The 16,481-nt window shown below is 54.2% G+C and carries 15 protein-coding genes, 1 tRNA gene and 2 pseudogenes; 10 read left to right on the plus strand and 8 right to left on the minus strand.

Annotation, left to right across the window (positions count from 1 at the left end; translation table 11 throughout):
- Window positions 1-36 precede the first annotated feature (36 nt).
- Window positions 37-112: transfer RNA gene (locus ACOERD_RS26880), tRNA-Ala, on the plus strand.
- 840 nt (window positions 113-952) lie between these two features.
- Here ACOERD_RS26880 and istB (ACOERD_RS26885) read toward each other — a convergent pair.
- Entirely contained in the window at window positions 953-1,684 is a 732-nt protein-coding gene (gene istB / locus ACOERD_RS26885) for an IS21-like element helper ATPase IstB (protein ID WP_419737606.1), read from the minus strand.
- Window positions 1,671-3,179 carry an IS21 family transposase gene (gene istA / locus ACOERD_RS26890; RefSeq protein ID WP_419737605.1) on the minus strand — a complete coding sequence of 503 codons (1,509 nt, stop codon included), beginning with the start codon at window positions 3,177-3,179 and terminating at the stop codon, window positions 1,671-1,673. Before istA (ACOERD_RS26890) ends, istB (ACOERD_RS26885) begins: the two co-directional genes overlap by 14 nt.
- A gap of 223 nt (window positions 3,180-3,402) precedes the next feature.
- Here istA (ACOERD_RS26890) and ACOERD_RS26895 point away from each other — a divergent pair, with 223 nt between their 5' ends.
- The 3 genes from ACOERD_RS26895 (at window position 3,403) to ACOERD_RS26905 (ending at window position 5,663) form a co-directional block, all read left to right on the plus strand.
- Complete coding sequence (locus tag ACOERD_RS26895; protein WP_419741045.1) at window positions 3,403-3,672, plus strand: hypothetical protein; 270 nt, start codon at window positions 3,403-3,405, stop codon at window positions 3,670-3,672.
- 449 nt (window positions 3,673-4,121) lie between these two features.
- Window positions 4,122-5,264 (plus strand): alpha/beta hydrolase, encoded by a 1,143-nt coding sequence (locus ACOERD_RS26900; RefSeq protein ID WP_419741046.1) that lies wholly within the window; start codon window positions 4,122-4,124, stop codon window positions 5,262-5,264.
- Between the two features lie 186 nt (window positions 5,265-5,450).
- Window positions 5,451-5,663, plus strand: coding sequence for a hypothetical protein (locus tag ACOERD_RS26905; RefSeq protein WP_419741047.1), 213 nt, complete (start codon window positions 5,451-5,453; stop codon window positions 5,661-5,663).
- On the opposite strand, the gene ACOERD_RS26910 is transcribed toward ACOERD_RS26905, so the two are convergent.
- From ACOERD_RS26910 to ACOERD_RS26925, 4 genes and pseudogenes are all read right to left on the minus strand, one after another.
- Window positions 5,638-6,669: an IS110 family transposase gene (locus ACOERD_RS26910; RefSeq protein WP_419737763.1), complete on the minus strand. Its 1,032-nt coding sequence runs from the start codon at window positions 6,667-6,669 to the stop codon at window positions 5,638-5,640. The two genes, ACOERD_RS26905 and ACOERD_RS26910, sit on opposite strands and share 26 nt — an antisense overlap.
- A 425-nt stretch (window positions 6,670-7,094) precedes the next feature.
- Window positions 7,095-7,250, minus strand: a pseudogene (locus ACOERD_RS26915) (IS6 family transposase); the annotation flags it as partial.
- Window positions 7,251-7,389: 139 nt separating this feature from the next.
- Entirely contained in the window at window positions 7,390-8,571 is a 1,182-nt protein-coding gene (locus ACOERD_RS26920) for an ISNCY family transposase (protein WP_419737631.1), read from the minus strand.
- A gap of 77 nt (window positions 8,572-8,648) precedes the next feature.
- Window positions 8,649-9,218 (minus strand): annotated as a pseudogene (locus ACOERD_RS26925) (IS6 family transposase); the annotation flags it as partial.
- A gap of 255 nt (window positions 9,219-9,473) precedes the next feature.
- On the opposite strand from ACOERD_RS26925, the gene ACOERD_RS26930 reads away from it, so the two are divergent.
- From ACOERD_RS26930 to ACOERD_RS26945, 4 genes are all read left to right on the plus strand, one after another.
- Window positions 9,474-9,689 (plus strand): glycine zipper 2TM domain-containing protein, encoded by a 216-nt coding sequence (locus tag ACOERD_RS26930; protein ID WP_419741054.1) that lies wholly within the window; start codon window positions 9,474-9,476, stop codon window positions 9,687-9,689.
- Between the two features lie 76 nt (window positions 9,690-9,765).
- Window positions 9,766-10,041: an EF-hand domain-containing protein gene (locus ACOERD_RS26935; protein ID WP_419741055.1), complete on the plus strand. Its 276-nt coding sequence runs from the start codon at window positions 9,766-9,768 to the stop codon at window positions 10,039-10,041.
- 417 nt (window positions 10,042-10,458) lie between these two features.
- Window positions 10,459-10,989 carry a hypothetical protein gene (locus tag ACOERD_RS26940; protein WP_419741048.1) on the plus strand — a complete coding sequence of 177 codons (531 nt, stop codon included), beginning with the start codon at window positions 10,459-10,461 and terminating at the stop codon, window positions 10,987-10,989.
- A gap of 474 nt (window positions 10,990-11,463) precedes the next feature.
- Entirely contained in the window at window positions 11,464-12,042 is a 579-nt protein-coding gene (locus ACOERD_RS26945; RefSeq protein WP_419741049.1) for a hypothetical protein, read from the plus strand.
- Window positions 12,043-12,048: 6 nt separating this feature from the next.
- On the opposite strand, the gene ACOERD_RS26950 is transcribed toward ACOERD_RS26945, so the two are convergent.
- The gene (locus ACOERD_RS26950) at window positions 12,049-13,791 is read right to left on the minus strand and encodes an IS1634 family transposase (protein WP_419737624.1); all 1,743 of its coding nucleotides are present in this window, start codon (window positions 13,789-13,791) and stop codon (window positions 12,049-12,051) included.
- On the opposite strand from ACOERD_RS26950, the gene ACOERD_RS26955 reads away from it, so the two are divergent.
- Together ACOERD_RS26955 and istA (ACOERD_RS26960) are read left to right on the plus strand one after the other, a co-directional pair.
- Entirely contained in the window at window positions 13,784-13,969 is a 186-nt protein-coding gene (locus ACOERD_RS26955) for a hypothetical protein (protein ID WP_419741050.1), read from the plus strand. The genes ACOERD_RS26950 and ACOERD_RS26955 overlap by 8 nt on opposite strands.
- Window positions 13,970-14,356: 387 nt before the next feature.
- The gene (istA, locus tag ACOERD_RS26960; protein ID WP_419741051.1) at window positions 14,357-15,328 is read left to right on the plus strand and encodes an IS21 family transposase; all 972 of its coding nucleotides are present in this window, start codon (window positions 14,357-14,359) and stop codon (window positions 15,326-15,328) included.
- Between the two features lie 132 nt (window positions 15,329-15,460).
- Here istA (ACOERD_RS26960) and istB (ACOERD_RS26965) read toward each other — a convergent pair whose 3' ends face one another.
- A complete protein-coding gene (istB, locus tag ACOERD_RS26965; protein ID WP_419737606.1) occupies window positions 15,461-16,192 on the minus strand; it encodes an IS21-like element helper ATPase IstB in 732 nt (243 codons plus the stop codon).
- Between the last annotated feature and the right edge of the window lie 289 nt (window positions 16,193-16,481).

Below are 16,481 nucleotides of genomic sequence, written 5' to 3' on the forward strand. Positions count from 1 at the left end.
ATAAACGTCCGCCCACTGCTTCGGCAGTACCCGGAAGGGGCCTTAGCTCAGTTGGGAGAGCGCTTGCATGGCATGCAAGAGGTCAGGGGTTCGACTCCCCTAGGCTCCACCAAATCCTTCTTGAAAACACTGCGCATTTTGCGTGTCAGGGGCTCTCAACCCCACACCAACCCCCACGTATTACTGAATTCTCCTGATTTCAACTGCTGTCAATTGGGCTAATGAAACCAATTTGGCAGTCCAAAACCTTGCTGTCGCGCGGTGCTATCACCTTCATCCAGACAACTTGGCCAACGTGCATTCAACATTGAGGAACTGAAATTGAGAATTGAGTGGGAGCATCCTAGGTGTGTCGCATGTCTTGTAACCAAGGAATTGAGCGTTGAGCATGTGATGCCGGAAGGCCTTGGAGGTATCCTCACGTCTTGATTTCTTTGTGGGAATGCAACAGCCGATTTGGTTTTTCACTCAAGTGAGCGGAAAGCCTCGCTCTCGAACTCCGTAACCCACGGGTCAATCCCAAGACAGTGACAAGAACGCAAAGTTAAGCTATTATGTCAGCATTATTGACGTATATATGACGGGATTGACGGTTCTATGCCTCACGACGAGCAACAAGCTAAACGCGGCCCGGATGGCAAGTTCCTGCCCGGGCACAAACCGCCAAAGTCAACCGGCCGACCGCGGGGCGCAAATGGCATTAAAGCACGTGCAGCACGGCTTGCGGGCGAACGGCTTGAAGAGATGCTCGGGCGCGTGTCAATCGGCATTGAATAATGACCCCCCATCGGCGTCCAAATTTGCCCCCCCTTGGAGCTAAGAGGGGCGTTGAGGGGGTCGTGTTTAGGTTGATTCAGGAGGGGGTGGACAGCAGGTCAAACCGAAAAGAGAGCGTAGCTCGACTGAAGGTTTGACCTGCTGTCTGTTTTGAATTTATTCCCCGATTTCGAGGTTAGTCGCGGTGGTTAATTCGCCAGCTTTCGTTCCCGGTTTCGATGATATCGCAATGGTGTGTCAGTCGATCCAGGAGAGCAGTGGTCATTTTGGCATCTGTGAACACACTCGGCCATTCAGCAAATGCGAGGTTGGTTGTTAGCAGAATAGACGTTCGCTCGTACAGTTTGCTGATGAGATGGAAGAGTAATCGTCCACCAGACTCTGCGAACGGCAGATAACCGAGTTCGTCTATAATCACGAGGTCGACGCGGATCAGCTGCTCGCTGAGCCGCCCGGCGTTGCCTTCGCGATGTTCAGCCTCCAGCTTGTTCGCGAGATCCACAGCGCTGAAGAACCTGACCCGCCGGCGGTTATTGACCGCGTGGCCCCCGATCGCTGTTGCGAGATGCGTTTTGCCCGATCCGGTTCCACCGACCAGCACGCCATTCCTGGCCTGGTCCATAAAATCGCCGTCATGAAGATTGCGCACGACTTCCTCGTTGACGGGGCTGACCGTGAAGTCGAACTCAGGTAAGGACTTGCAGACCGGGAACTTTGCGGCACCCATCTGATACCGGATCGAGCGCGCAGTCTTTTCGGCCAGTTCGGCCGTGAGGAGTTCGGCCACGACCTGTTGGGGCCGCCAGTTGTTTTTGGCTGCGGCCTGCATCACTTCGTCAAAGCAGTTGACGATGCCTGGCAACTTCAGTTGACGGGCAAGTTCGAGAATTTCCTTACGCAGTTGCATGGGAGCCTCCAAGCCTGTCATAGCGAGCGCAATCCGCGATCGGTGCCATTTTCAGCTGCAGGTGGGCAGGCGGCTCAATCGCCTTTGGCGGCGGGGGATTGGTGCGCCGAGAGACAATGTTCAGGATCGCATCGGCCTTGCGCAGGCCAGATTTTAGAGCTTCTTCGCAGGCAGCCTCGACCACATCAATGTCGTGCTGGTAAGCAGCGAAAAGAATATCGGCAAGTTGCCGGTCTCCGTCGGATGTGCCCCGCAGATGGGTCCAGATCTGCGTCATTGCCGGTGGTAGGTCCCAGTCACGGAACGGTGCTCCATTGCGCAGAGCGCCAGGCTTGCGCTTGAGGACGGGCACATAGTGCCAAGGGTTGAAGATCGTTTTTCCTCGGCCGAAGCACCGTTCGTGCTCTCCGACAATCTCACCGTCTTGGCGCAGGACAATCCGCGTGGCGTAGACCTGCAACTGGACCTGACGTCCAACAGCTCTTGCCTCAACGCTGTATTTGTTTCTTTCGAAGTTGATCAGGCAGGTTCGGCTCACGGCGACCGTCTTTTCACGGAACCCGACGAAGGGCTTCTGCAGATGCGTCAGCAGCGGCTTTTCCTGCTGGAACTCCTCCCAGACCGTCACCTCCAGGTTTTCCGGATGCCGCAGTTCTTTTGCGCGTTTGATCGCGTCTTTTTGCAGCCGGGCATTCAATTCATCGAAGTCGGCCACCTCCAGACGCGGTGTAAAACTATAGGCGCGGCTCTCCTTGACCAGATTCTCAACCTGACCCTTCTCCCAACCGGCCGCGCGCGTACAGGCGATCGGGTTCACCAGATGATGAGAACACATCCGGGAGAATGCCTTGTTGAACTTTCTTTCCTTGCCCGACAGGATCGCATCGACGGCGGTCGTCATGTTATCGTAGATCCCGTTGATGCAGCCTCCACCAAAGAATTTGAAGGCCTCGTCGTGGGCATCAAAGACCATCTCCTGCGTCTCGCGCGGATAGGCAATGGAGAATGGCATGCGGCTATGGCAAAGTTTGAAATGGGCAACCTTCACGGTCGTGAGTGCACCGTCCATCAAAACCGTCTCCACACTCCAGTCGAACTGGTACGCCTCCCCAGGATCAAAGATCAGCGGGATGAACGCCTGCGCCTGTTGTCGGCCGTGCGCAATGCGCCAATTCTTTGTGTAGCGTCGAACACTGTCATACCCGCCGCCAAAACCATCATCGGAGAGTTCCTTCCAGATTTTGGTCATCCGCTTGCGGTGTTTCTTCGGAAGCGCCTCGTTCTCCTCAAGCGTTTCATCCAGACGCGCGCGCCAAGGCCCGAGCACCGGGTATGGCTGCGATTTGCGCTCATATTTGAACTCCGTCACTCCCGATCGGATTATCTTTCGAACCGTTGCACGGCTCAAATTGAGCGAACGGCAAATTTCCTTGATGCTCTTTTTTTCGATCAGGTGTAAGCGACGCACTTTTCTAATAGTTTCCACGCAAATCATCCCGCTTGCCTCTCCATCGACTGCTCAATGAAAAGGATGTCTACAACCATAGGGAGGGGTCAAATTTGGACGCCGATTTCCCCGCTTAGGGGGTCAAAATTGCACGCTTTTCTACAGGCGCGCCACTGACGTAATTTCCGACGAGCTTGATAACGGCAATCCAACCGTAGCCCAATGGCTCGTCGATCGGGTTCGGCCTCCTGCACGCTGTGACTTCGTTCAATTGGCTGACAAGAACAAATTGAGCTCTATTGAAGATATCCTAGTCGCATCAGAGCGGACCACAACTGCAGCATCGCGGGGCGAAATCAGCTTGCAACAGGCATTGCTTCTTCAGGATGTCATGGGTCGTCACGCCCAGCTCAAAGGGCTTGAAGAACTGTCCTCACTTCGTGCGGAGGTCGAGGAAATGCGACGTACGGATAGAACAACCGCCGCAATAGATAAGTCACTGCTACCAAAATGGGGCCGCCTGAGCGAGGAACAAAAATGAAGAGAGGGTCATGGACAAACAGCGGAGGAATGGCTGGAACTCACCTGCCCAATTCCGATAGGACCGCCATCAAGGCTGCACTAAAAGCCGCAATCGAAGCGGCTGATAGGCTAGAGATATCAATCCAGCATTCTGAAAAGATAGGTGCTCTGCCTCCAAACCTGATGTCTGGTCAGCGTGAACTCTACGAGGCGAGACGACTACTGGCTTCGGGTATCGCGCACCTAGGAGAAGAGCTTTCTTAGCAACATTTGTACGGGCTGAAGCAAGAAGACGCATTTTCCGCTTTAGTAAAAATTTTCCGCAAAGCAGTCGTTCAAGCAAGTTGCAGCGAATGACTGCACTGAGCCCATTTCGACGTATTTGCATATCAAGCGAGTGTCTTCTGCCAGAATGAGCGCCAGAGGCGAGATTGTTGACAGCGTTAAATTTTAGCGCGACCAAGACTTATGCTTTCAAGTCAACAGAAATTCTGGAACGGCTACGCACGGTTTGTTCAAAAACCAGTAATCGCCTTGATCGGGCATCAGCCAACGGTGCGCCGTATTGCTGATCTAAGCGCGGCAATCACATTGAAGACACCCGGCGATTTAACGCTGACGGAGAAGCATTTGGGTCTTGGTACTGACTCGGTTCGCACAACAGTTTGTCAGATTGGCCCGACACCGACTGGCGGTAGTATGCTGTATCTGCACGGCGGTGCTTTCATGATCGGCAACTTACGCGGTTATCGGCATCTGGTTTCTGAGCTTGGAAAAGCAGCAAACCAAATAGGGCATTTTCTTCACTATGGGCTCGCTCCAGAACATCGCTTTCCAACGGCCCTTGACCAAGCCACTTTCGCGTTTGAAGCGCTGTGCGCTGCTCCCGATGCAGGCCCTATCAGTCTTGTCGGTGATAGCGCAGGTGGCAACTTGGTGTTCGCCTTGTTGCATCGCATTTGTAGCCGCGGATTGCAGAAACCCGTTGCAGTCGCCGCAATTGCACCAATCTCTGACCTGCGGCTGACCAATGCATCGCTCGAGACGAATGTGGGCTCCGACCATTTGGTCCCGATGCGCTGGATCGTTCGAGGCAAAGATGCCTATCTTGGCGGACACGATCCAAGCGACCCCGAAGTTTCGCCTGTGCTTGGCACCTTCGTCGGTGCACCACCCTGCCTGCTTCATGTGGACGAAACCGAAATACTGGTTGACGACTCGAAGGCCCTTGCCAATCGTCTACGAGATCAAGGCGTCACAACTGAAGTCCCAAAGTTCAAAGGACGAACCCACGTTTGGCACTTGAACGTTGGACGATGCCCCGAGGCAGACGACTCTGTACAAGAGATTGGTGCATTCATTAGGAAACAGGTTGCCAGAAGGTCTAGAACGTTCGGTTTGCTTGAATTGATGCTCTTCGTTTCAAGCCGAAGCTCGAGATCAATGCGAGGAAGGCATAACAGCAGTCATTGGGTTGTAAGATGCGAATGTCTGCTTCGTCCGCAAAGTAGACATTCAAGCAAGTTGCAGAAAACGACCGCTATGCGGACAAAGCTGCAGTTCGCCGTTCTCATCGCGGGGGAAACTCGCGGCCCAAAGCGGCCATTTTGACAAGCCTTCGCTAACGACTGCTGAAAGCCCAAATTTGCAGTTTCTCCGACCACCAAACGCGACAGCTATGCGGATACTTCAACCTGGCATCCGTGCGGATAAGTGTGCCAGATTGCCGCTTTTTTCAGTCAACTGTGGAAATCGATTTTCAACCTCTAACTTCCCTTTAGTCACGAGGAGTAGAAAATGAAAGACAACTACGATTTCCAGACCGCTGACGAAGCAACGAAGTTTCAACAAGAGAAAATCCGACAAGAGAAGTTAAAAAGGCGCAACGGAATTGTGGCAATGGCAGTTTTTGCACCGCTTTGGTCCGCTGCTGATCCACGAAGCAAGCTCTATCAGTTCCAGCGTTTCGCTCCTATGATGATTGTCAAGCATGACATTGATTTTGTTTGATTTTAAATTCGACAAAATCGTCGAAGACCCAGCCGTTCTTGAGCGTGTCATAGATGATCTTGAGCAGCTTGCGGGCAGTGGCTATGATCGCCTTGCCCGCGCCACGGCGTTCCTTGATGCGCCGATAATGGCTGTTGAGATATCCCGAATAGCGGATCGCGATGAGCGTACATTGCACCAGCGTGGTGCGCATGAGCTTGTTGCCGCGCTTCGTGATCCGCCCGTGATGTTCGGTTTCGTTTGAGTTGCTCACCTTGGGCACGATGCCGACATAGGCGGCCAGCTTGTCCGCGTCGGAGAAGTCTTCAACCCTGCCGATCCCCGCCAGCAGGACCGCGGCAGATCGCGCACCGATCCCCTTGATGCTGGTGAGCCCCTCAAAGCCTTTCATGGCCGAGGCGGCCTCCTCGATGGCCTTGTCGAGACGGCTCAGGGTTTCGGTCAGGCCGAGCGCCTGGTCCCGCAATGCCGCCAGTTCGACCTGCTCAAGCGGTGTGAAGCGGCTGAGATCCAGGTCGCGCAGGCGCTTCTTGCTGGACAACCCTTCCTTCTTCAGCTTCATGCCGTGGCGGACAAACATCGCGTGGATGCCGTTCAGCAGCATGGTGCGCTGTTTGACCAGCATGTCACGCGTCCGGGTCAGCGAGGCCAGTTCGCTTTCCTGAGTGGACTTGAGCCGGGTTTCCGGCAGCATGTCCTTCGACAGGAAAAACGCCAGGGCGCGGGCATCGTTGCGATCGGTTTTCTTCACCGATGTGCGGATCACTTTAAACTGGCGCGGGTTGACCACAACGATCCGGCCGACACAGGGTTCCACCTCACCGCAGAACCAGGCCGTGTTGCCGGTGGCCTCGACCGCCAGTTCGTCATCCGCATCAAGGCTCTGACAGAACTGCTCAAGCGCCTGCGCGGACAGTTGAAAGGTTTGGAATGTTTCCGATCCGTCCGTCTCACGCCGACAGATCGTGAAGGAATTCGTATGAAGATCGACACCTATGTAAGCCATGGCTATACTCCCTGCTCAAGGAGGCGGAGCCCCCAATGGGGCGTGAACGGCCAAACCAAGCTCCTATGCAGGATCACCGGCCAAAACCGGGCCCTATGGGGGCTGTTCGGAAACAGGCGAAGGCTAAGCTCCACTACAGGGTCACAATGCCCTACGAAAACATCCAGCCTGAGACCTATCCGCCTCCCCGAATCCTCTAACAGATTCAGGGCGTTTGGCCGATCACAAATCATTCATACCCCCTCCACTAGTGTTTTTTTCCATACTGATCACCTTTGTCTGTTTTGAAGCGCTTTCATAGACGCGATCGTTTTTCGTCAGTGGTTTTTGAGAAAGATGGAGCACAGGGATTTGTCGCGGAGAGCTTTCACCGGTTCTGTCAGACGAATTCGAACCAGCCTTAGTTTGTCGCAGAAACCACAAACCTATCCAGAACAAAGCTGACGCCACTCGCTAAGAGCGGCGCTACGTCTAAACTTGAAGGTGTCTCGGCTGGCTAGCGATCTTTCCTGGTTGAAGTGGTTGTAGACGGACGAGTGGACGGCGGCGAACTTCTGTAAACTTCGCATGCGTTTGAAACGTGTCGAGAACATTCTGAATTGTCCGGTGTAGGTAACATGCCAATTGTCCGCTTCAGTTGATTGCGCGGTGGCCCAATTCGGAGGGAGCCGTAGGCGACCGTAGATTTGGGCCACCGCGTTCGCGCCACGTCGAAGCGGGTCACGCGACTTTGTGTTTGCTATCCTCCTGTGTGATGGGTGATCCGTCAGGCTGGTAGCGGCCAATGCATCTCGGGCCGTGGAAGATGACCAGTTGACCATCGGGGTATTCGTGGACCCTGACCTTCGCCTTGACGAAATGATGACGGTGCCTGTCTGCCGCGATCTGCATGACCAGGCCCTTGTAGCGCACCGTATTGTCGTTGCCGACGACGCGGTCTTCCTGCACACACAGGGTGTCGCGCACATTGCCTGTAAACGGCACGAAGGCCGAGGTCGTATCCTCCGGCTCCTTTGCAAACAGGGCATTGTGTTCGGGAAGATAGACCTCTTTCAGGAACTGATTGGCCTCTTCAATGGTTGTGATCCCATGGGACCGCAGTTCCTGCGGCAATCGGTTCTGGAACGTGCCAAACATGCGTTCAGACCGTCCACGGGCCTGCGGTGAATAGGCCGGGATCAGCTCAATGCCGAGTTGCTGCAAGGCGCGCCCGACCTGGGTCAGATTGTCCTTGTCCACTTTGCCGCCCGCTTCGGGCGTATGCCAGTAATGAGAGCCCCGATCGGCATAGAGCGAGCAAAACAGACCTTGCGCCTCGATCACCTCTGTCAGCCCCTGAAAACTGCTCATCGTCCCTTCTTCCTCGACAAAGAATGCCGAATAAACCCGGTTGGTGGCATCGTCCATGGTGACGATCAGATCCCACCACTGACCCGGAACCCATTCATGGCTGGAGCCGTCCTGATGCAACATCATGCCAACCATCGGACGGCGGGGCCGCTTGCGCCGATGGGCACCTCGTCGGGGTGCTGCCTGAACCCGGCCGTGGCGCTGCAGTGTAAGCCGCACCCAGTTGTAGCTCTGTGTGAAACCATGGTGGGCCACCAGCTTCTCGTGGAAATGCTTCGGCGTGTAATCCCAGTACTTGGTATCAAACAGTTCAAGCATCTCCATGACCTTATCCGTGGCAACACGATTGTTGGCCAGTTTGCCAAGCCGACGGTCGTACAGACCTTCTGCACCATCCGCCTCAAATCGATCCTCCCAACGCCTGACGGTGCGCACGGATACACCCAGTATCTCAGCCGCCTGTTCTTGCGTCAGCTTGTTCGCGCTTCGCCGCGAATACACATCTTCAAACTTCATCAGTCGAACTTCCTGTAACACTTCTGCTCGGTTCATAACGCCTCCTCTCAGAGACAGAATAGAACCGGACAGATCGCATGTTACATACACCGGACATATCGCGTGTTAGCGACACGCATGCGTTTGAAACGTTGCATCGCGCGTTCGCGTCGTCTAAACGGGAGGTGCGAATTCTCGACGCGGTTGTTGAGCCACCTGCCCGTCCGTTGTTTTTCAAGCGCTTCCATTTCTCTGAGCGCAGCCTTGTAGGAAGCGAAGCGATTTGTGAAGACCTCCTTGGCGCAACCGTGCCGCTTAATCAATTTCTTGAGGAATTTCAGTGCTGCAGCTTTGTTTCGACGCTTCGTGACGACGGCCTCAAGCACTTCACCTTCGTGATCGACGGCACGCCAGAGGTAGTGGCGTTTGCCGTTCACTTTCACGAATACTTCGTCCAGATGCCACTTCAATTTTGAAAAGGCTCGGAGTTGCTGAACCCGTTTTCTTCGGATCTCTGATTCAAACATCGGGCCGAAACGGTTCCACCAATATCGGACGGTTTCGTGGCTCACCTCAATTCCCCGTTGGTGCAATAAGTCTTCAACATTTCGAAGCGAGAGTGGGAAACGGATGTAAAGCATCACCGCAAGGCGGATGATCTCGGGGCTGGTTTTGAAGTACTTGAATGGTGATTGTTTAATCATGCGCGAAGGCTACGAGAGCACCCTGCCCCGCTCAAGCAAAGTTCTTCTGACAAGACCCTCTGCGGCAGCCGACATGAAGAAAGCCCTCTCTCAAGTTTTTGTAACAAGACGATGAACACCGGCGTTTGAGTTCAGATTGCTTCAGATGGCGCAAATTCCTGCAAATGGATGTGTTCTACTTTTTCCCGTTATTGGCCGTCCCGCCAAATTGAACTTCTCAAGTGAAGGGAGATTGAGTTGAAAAGCAAAACAGTAGTGTGCGGAGCAGCAGCAACCTTCGTACTCATTGCCGCTTGTACCACTTCGAATTCCACACAGCATGAACTCGGATGCGTAGGCGGAACACTTGCCGGCGCAGCAATCGGCGGAGCAATCGGATCTCGCTTTGGTGGAGGGACTGGACAAACTATTGCCACCGCGGCTGGTGCAGTGGCCGGGGGTTCAACCGCCGGTCGAGCGATGGAGTGCTAAGATGAAAACCAAAACCTTTTGTACACTTTCCGTCATTCTTTTGACTCTGGTTAGCTCAGGAGTGGTCGCTCAAGAAATGCAAGGCGAGGCACTTCCGCTTGTTGACATAAACAAAGACGGTTCTGTCACCAAGGAAGAGTTCTCTTCCCAAATGGATGTCCTGTTTGAAGGAATGGACACGAATGGCGACGGACAGCTTGAAAACAGCGAAGTCGGCACGTTCATAAATGGCGAACTATTTGAAGCCGCTGACACAAATAACAACGGGCGCATCTCACGAGACGAGTTTCAGGCACAAACACAAAAAGACTTCGATCAAGCTGATCAAGATGGAAATGGACTTCTCGATTGATGTAGTAGGGCTATAAGTGCTGTTTTTGAAGGTGATGGGCAACCCAACAGAAAAGAACGCCCCTACCTTCTTACGGCAAGTTGCAATTCGACTAATGGATACCCAGGCTAAATTGAAATTCAATTTCGGTTCTAGCACTTCTCCAAATCACGTTTAGAAGCCAATTGCTTCATCTGAAACAGTTCATTGAGACCATCGTTGGTAGCTTCGGTCAGAGAGAGAAATATCCTCCTTAGTTTCTCGCAAACGCTCTGTTTGACGCGAAGTCTCTGGCGTTGGATCGCATTAGCGCTTTGGCCAAAAAGGGTTGCATTCAGTGTGAAAAACCGAACCGTAAAAAGACAAACAATCTGCTCCAAGCTGAAGTACTTGGCCTTCTCGTCAATGATCCTGGTATCTCCCTCAAGCGCAGAAGAAATGACCACTCAAACCATCTGCAATGGGTCGACACCTGACGGATGGACTTTTCAAGCGGACGCGATTGGTGATCAGTTTTTGCATATAGTTTGGACCGGTGCTCTGGGCCAAAACCGCGCTACCATTCTGACCTTCTACAATGAGAACACCGACGGTTACCCTGTATTCCGTGGTCTATTTCAAAAGGATGTTGAAGTACTTCTTGTCGACAAATCCGGTGGCAACCCCGGCGACGAAACTGAGGCTATGGTCTATTCGCGCGAATGGGGTTGGAACACTGGTAAATGTCGCCAGTTGAAAAAAGAGACAGCGATAGAAACAGCAGATTCGTCCGAGGTGCGACGGTCACTCCTTGGAAGCCGCGATGCCTCCGCGGCGAACTGGCTGAGAAGAAATGGGTTTTCCCTAGGAAATGTCGTCGAGATCACCAGAACAGGTAAAGTCGAGCGTTGGGGACGTGAGCAAGATGGCCATGTTTACGTCGTCTTCTACAATGGAATTGTGTCTGAGGTTCTGGAGGCATCTCCGTAAGATGACCAAGAATTCCAATCCGAACACGCGTTGCGACCAATGGTTCAAATCACTGCTATTCGTCAATCCTTCCTCCGTGTTCCATAAAACGCAATCCACTGAAGAGCCTGACACCCTCAATCCACGGAGTATTTCAACTTTGTCATCCCTCTAAAAATACTCAGCACCGCGCTCCAGCCAAAGACCTGCTGGCAAGGCGAAGTGGGTAGGTCCTGTTCGGAGAATTCGAGTGAGGTCGCCATAAAGTCAATGCTCAAGTCTTTTTCATACTACGGTACAATCAAACCAAAAGTTCTGGCTGGCATTTTCGTCTGCGCGCTCTCTTGCTTCAAAACGGGATACGCAGAAGAAATCAAAGTGTAGAAAAGCGTGCAATTTTGACCCCCTAAGCGGGGAAATCGGCGTCCAAATTTGACCCCTCCCTATGGTTGTAGACATCCTTTTCATTGAGCAGTCGATGGAGAGGCAAGCGGGATGATTTGCGTGGAAACTATTAGAAAAGTGCGTCGCTTACACCTGATCGAAAAAAAGAGCATCAAGGAAATTTGCCGTTCGCTCAATTTGAGCCGTGCAACGGTTCGAAAGATAATCCGATCGGGAGTGACGGAGTTCAAATATGAGCGCAAATCGCAGCCATACCCGGTGCTCGGGCCTTGGCGCGCGCGTCTGGATGAAACGCTTGAGGAGAACGAGGCGCTTCCGAAGAAACACCGCAAGCGGATGACCAAAATCTGGAAGGAACTCTCCGATGATGGTTTTGGCGGCGGGTATGACAGTGTTCGACGCTACACAAAGAATTGGCGCATTGCGCACGGCCGACAACAGGCGCAGGCGTTCATCCCGCTGATCTTTGATCCTGGGGAGGCGTACCAGTTCGACTGGAGTGTGGAGACGGTTTTGATGGACGGTGCACTCACGACCGTGAAGGTTGCCCATTTCAAACTTTGCCTGACTTCCGACATTTTTTCGTATAAGTCATTGATATTATTATGCCTTGGTTGCCAAAAGGCACTACACGGACTTTTTTCGCCAGCGATTGTTTCGGAGTGTTGAGGGAGCTCAGGCTTTGGTCTGGCCAGTTTTTCGGGTGCGCCCGGGGGGTATCTTGAAAGGGGCTTCGTTCCAGGTCAGGCCGACGCAGGTGAGGATGCGTCTGGCATCGACCGTGGCATGGCTTGGCATGCCGTAGCGGTCAGGGGTGCCTTTGTGGCGCAGGATCGAGAGCTGCAATGCGTTCAACTCGTTGCGGATACGAGCCGGGCTCATCGGGTGTCCGAGCAGGTCCAGATGCTTGCGCAGGTGCTGCAGGCAGCAGAAGGCCATGTAGCAGATGGCGATATGGGCCCGGACCCGACGCGGCGACCAGTGATAGATGGGCCGGATTTTCAGATCGTGCTTGTTGGTGCGGAAGCAGGCTTCGATCTCCCACAACTGGTGATAGCGGGCAATGACGTCCTGTGCCTCCAGTTCGTCCGCACCATGAACAACAATGGCATGCAGCCCGTCCCATTGTGCCGCTGCCTTGATCTTTGCATCATCCAGCGTGACGTCCCCGCTGTCGGGGAAGGCCAGGAAGCGGCCATATCCCCGGCTGCTGAAGCTGCCGGGTTTGCGAGAGCGCTTGAGCTTCTTGTGCAGCTTTTCGATTGCCTTGTCGCGCTTGTGGGCATCATTGCGTGCCCGGGTGGGTGACCAGGTCACAATGACCCGCGCTCCCTCCTGGTCGATCACCTTGTACCAGCCCTTCTCGGTTGCCTCTTCAGAACCGTGTCCAGCCCAAGGCTGGCGTCCCTCCGGGCTCAAAATGTTCGCCTTCACGGCGGCCGGGGCGGACTTCATGCGATAGCCGAGGATGTAGGGCAGACCCTTGTTCTGCAACATCTGCTGGTTGTCCTTGCTGAGCATGGCGGCATCGGCCACGAACGTGACCCTGGCCACGTCGAAGCGTCCCTCCAACGCCTTCAGCGCAGCTTCCAGCGTATGACCTTCCCAGGTGTTTCCCGGGAAGAGTTCATAGCCCACAGGCAGCCCATCGGAGGTGACGATCAGCGCCAGCATGACCTGAGCGCGGTGATGCTTGCCATCCTTGCTGAAGCCCTTGGCCAGAAGATGATCCTGCTCGACCCCGTCCGCATCCTCGGCCGGGTCCTCGCGCTCGGTGTCAAAGGCCAGGGTCGTGCAATCGTAGAACAGCACGGTCACTGGCCCGCCCAGCAACTTCTCTGCCGCCGCGTGAGAGGTTTTGCAAATCCCGTCTATCACCGGCGTATTGATGTAATCCATGCTCCGATAGACCACGTCCAGATTGAGCGTGATGCCTGCCTGGTTCTCCAACGCCTCCACGGTCGCGCGCTTGCTCTCGGGCTGTGCGATCCGCGCCATAACCAGCTCTTTCACAATGCGATTGGCACTTTTACGCGCCGCCCCCAGAAGGGCCCCCCAACCCAGTTGGTCATACATCGTCCCCATGACATCCCGCAGACCCAGAGAGACCCGCGCCTCCTCACGGCACTCGGCAAGATCAACGCCAAGCTTGTCCGGCCGCGGAGCGCGGCGCACCAGCGCCTGCAGATCGGCATATTCCGTGGGCGTGAACAGTTCCATTTGCGGCGAGCGATCAATGCGTAATTGCTCCATCAAGCGGCCCGCCAGACGCTTGATATCCTCAATCTCGCTGTCGTTATGGGCCACACCCACATGGCGCAGGATCTTCTGGCGTACCTTGGAGCCGGTGCGGACGGATTCAACGATCTGGATCCGTGTGCGGTTGAGCTTTGCGTCATGTTTGGTGCGGATGAACATGGGCGAAGAGGTTAGCCATCTGAAGGCCCATGTCAATACTTTTTATAATAATGGGGCACTACAACGCGCCTCTGAGCAACCACACCTGAAAACAAACCAAAAACCCAGTCAGATCAACAAAAAGGTCGGAAGTCAGGAAATCACTGCTATTCGTCAATCCTTCCTCCGTGTTCCATAAAACGCAATCCACTGAAGAGCCTGACACCCTCAATCCACGGAGTATTTCAACTTTGTCATCCCTCTAAAAATACTCAGCACCGCGCTCCAGCCAAAGACCTGCTGGCAAGGCGAAGTGGGTAGGTCCTGTTCGGAGAATTCGAGTGAGGTCGCCATAAAGTCAATGCTCAAGTCTTTTTCATACTACGGTACAATCAAACCAAAAGTTCTGGCTGGCATTTTCGTCTGCGCGCTCTCTTGCTTCAAAACGGGATACGCAGAAGAAATCAAAGTGTAGAAAAGCGTGCAATTTTGACCCCCTAAGCGGGGAAATCGGCGTCCAAATTTGACCCCTCCCTATGGTTGTAGACATCCTTTTCATTGAGCAGTCGATGGAGAGGCAAGCGGGATGATTTGCGTGGAAACTATTAGAAAAGTGCGTCGCTTACACCTGATCGAAAAAAAGAGCATCAAGGAAATTTGCCGTTCGCTCAATTTGAGCCGTGCAACGGTTCGAAAGATAATCCGATCGGGAGTGACGGAGTTCAAATATGAGCGCAAATCGCAGCCATACCCGGTGCTCGGGCCTTGGCGCGCGCGTCTGGATGAAACGCTTGAGGAGAACGAGGCGCTTCCGAAGAAACACCGCAAGCGGATGACCAAAATCTGGAAGGAACTCTCCGATGATGGTTTTGGCGGCGGGTATGACAGTGTTCGACGCTACACAAAGAATTGGCGCATTGCGCACGGCCGACAACAGGCGCAGGCGTTCATCCCGCTGATCTTTGATCCTGGGGAGGCGTACCAGTTCGACTGGAGTGTGGAGACGGTTTTGATGGACGGTGCACTCACGACCGTGAAGGTTGCCCATTTCAAACTTTGCCATAGCCGCATGCCATTCTCCATTGCCTATCCGCGCGAGACGCAGGAGATGGTCTTTGATGCCCACGACGAGGCCTTCAAATTCTTTGGTGGAGGCTGCATCAACGGGATCTACGATAACATGACGACCGCCGTCGATGCGATCCTGTCGGGCAAGGAAAGAAAGTTCAACAAGGCATTCTCCCGGATGTGTTCTCATCATCTGGTGAACCCGATCGCCTGTACGCGCGCGGCCGGTTGGGAGAAGGGTCAGGTTGAGAATCTGGTCAAGGAGAGCCGCGCCTATAGTTTTACACCGCGTCTGGAGGTGGCCGACTTCGATGAATTGAATGCCCGGCTGCAAAAAGACGCGATCAAACGCGCAAAAGAACTGCGGCATCCGGAAAACCTGGAGGTGACGGTCTGGGAGGAGTTCCAGCAGGAAAAGCCGCTGCTGTGTCAATCGGCATTGAATAATGACCCCCCATCGGCGTCCAAATTTGACCCCCCTTGGAGCTAAGAGGGGCGTTGAGGGGGTCGTGTTTAGGTTGATTCAGGAGGGGGTGGACAGCAGGTCAAACCGAAAAGAGAGCGTAGCTCGACTGAAGGTTTGACCTGCTGTCTGTTTTGAATTTATTCCCCGATTTCGAGGTTAGTCGCGGTGGTTAATTCGCCAGCTTTCGTTCCCGGTTTCGATGATATCGCAATGGTGTGTCAGTCGATCCAGGAGAGCAGTGGTCATTTTGGCATCTGTGAACACACTCGGCCATTCAGCAAATGCGAGGTTGGTTGTTAGCAGAATAGACGTTCGCTCGTACAGTTTGCTGATGAGATGGAAGAGTAATCGTCCACCAGACTCTGCGAACGGCAGATAACCGAGTTCGTCTATAATCACGAGGTCGACGCGGATCAGCTGCTCGCTGAGCCGCCCGGCGTTGCCTTCGCGATGTTCAGCCTCCAGCTTGTTCGCGAGATCCACAGCGCTGAAGAACCTGACCCGCCGGCGGTTATTGACCGCGTGGCCCCCGATCGCTGTTGCGAGATGCGTTTTGCCCGATCCGGTTCCACCGACCAGCACGCCATTCCTGGCCTGGTCCATAAAATCGCCGTCATGAAGATTGCGCACGACTTCCTCGTTGACGGGGCTGACCGTGAAGTCGAACTCAGGTAAGGACTTGCAGACCGGGAACTTTGCGGCACCCATCTGATACCGGATCGAGCGCGCAGTCTTTTCGGCCAGTTCGGCCGTGAGGAGTTCGGCCACGACCTGTTGGGGCCGCCAGTTGTTTTTGGCTGCGGCCTGCATCACTTCGTCAAAGCAGTTGACGATGCCTGGCAACTTCAGTTGACGGGCAAGTTCGAGAATTTCCTTACGCAGTTGCATGGGAGCCTCCAAGCCTGTCATAGCGAGCGCAATCCGCGATCGGTGCCATTTTCAGCTGCAGGTGGGCAGGCGGCTCAATCGCCTTTGGCGGCGGGGGATTGGTGCGCCGAGAGACAATGTTCAGGATCGCATCGGCCTTGCGCAGCCGTCGGATGTGCCCCGCAGATGGGTCCAGATCTGCGTCATTGCCGGTGGTAGGTCCCAGTCACGGAACGGTGCTCCATTGCGCAGAGCGCCAGGCTTGCGCTTGAGGACGGGCACATAGTGCCAAGGGTTGAAGATCGTTTTT

Source organism: Ruegeria sp. (genome assembly GCF_965199275.1).
Lineage (GTDB): Bacteria > Pseudomonadota > Alphaproteobacteria > Rhodobacterales > Rhodobacteraceae > Ruegeria.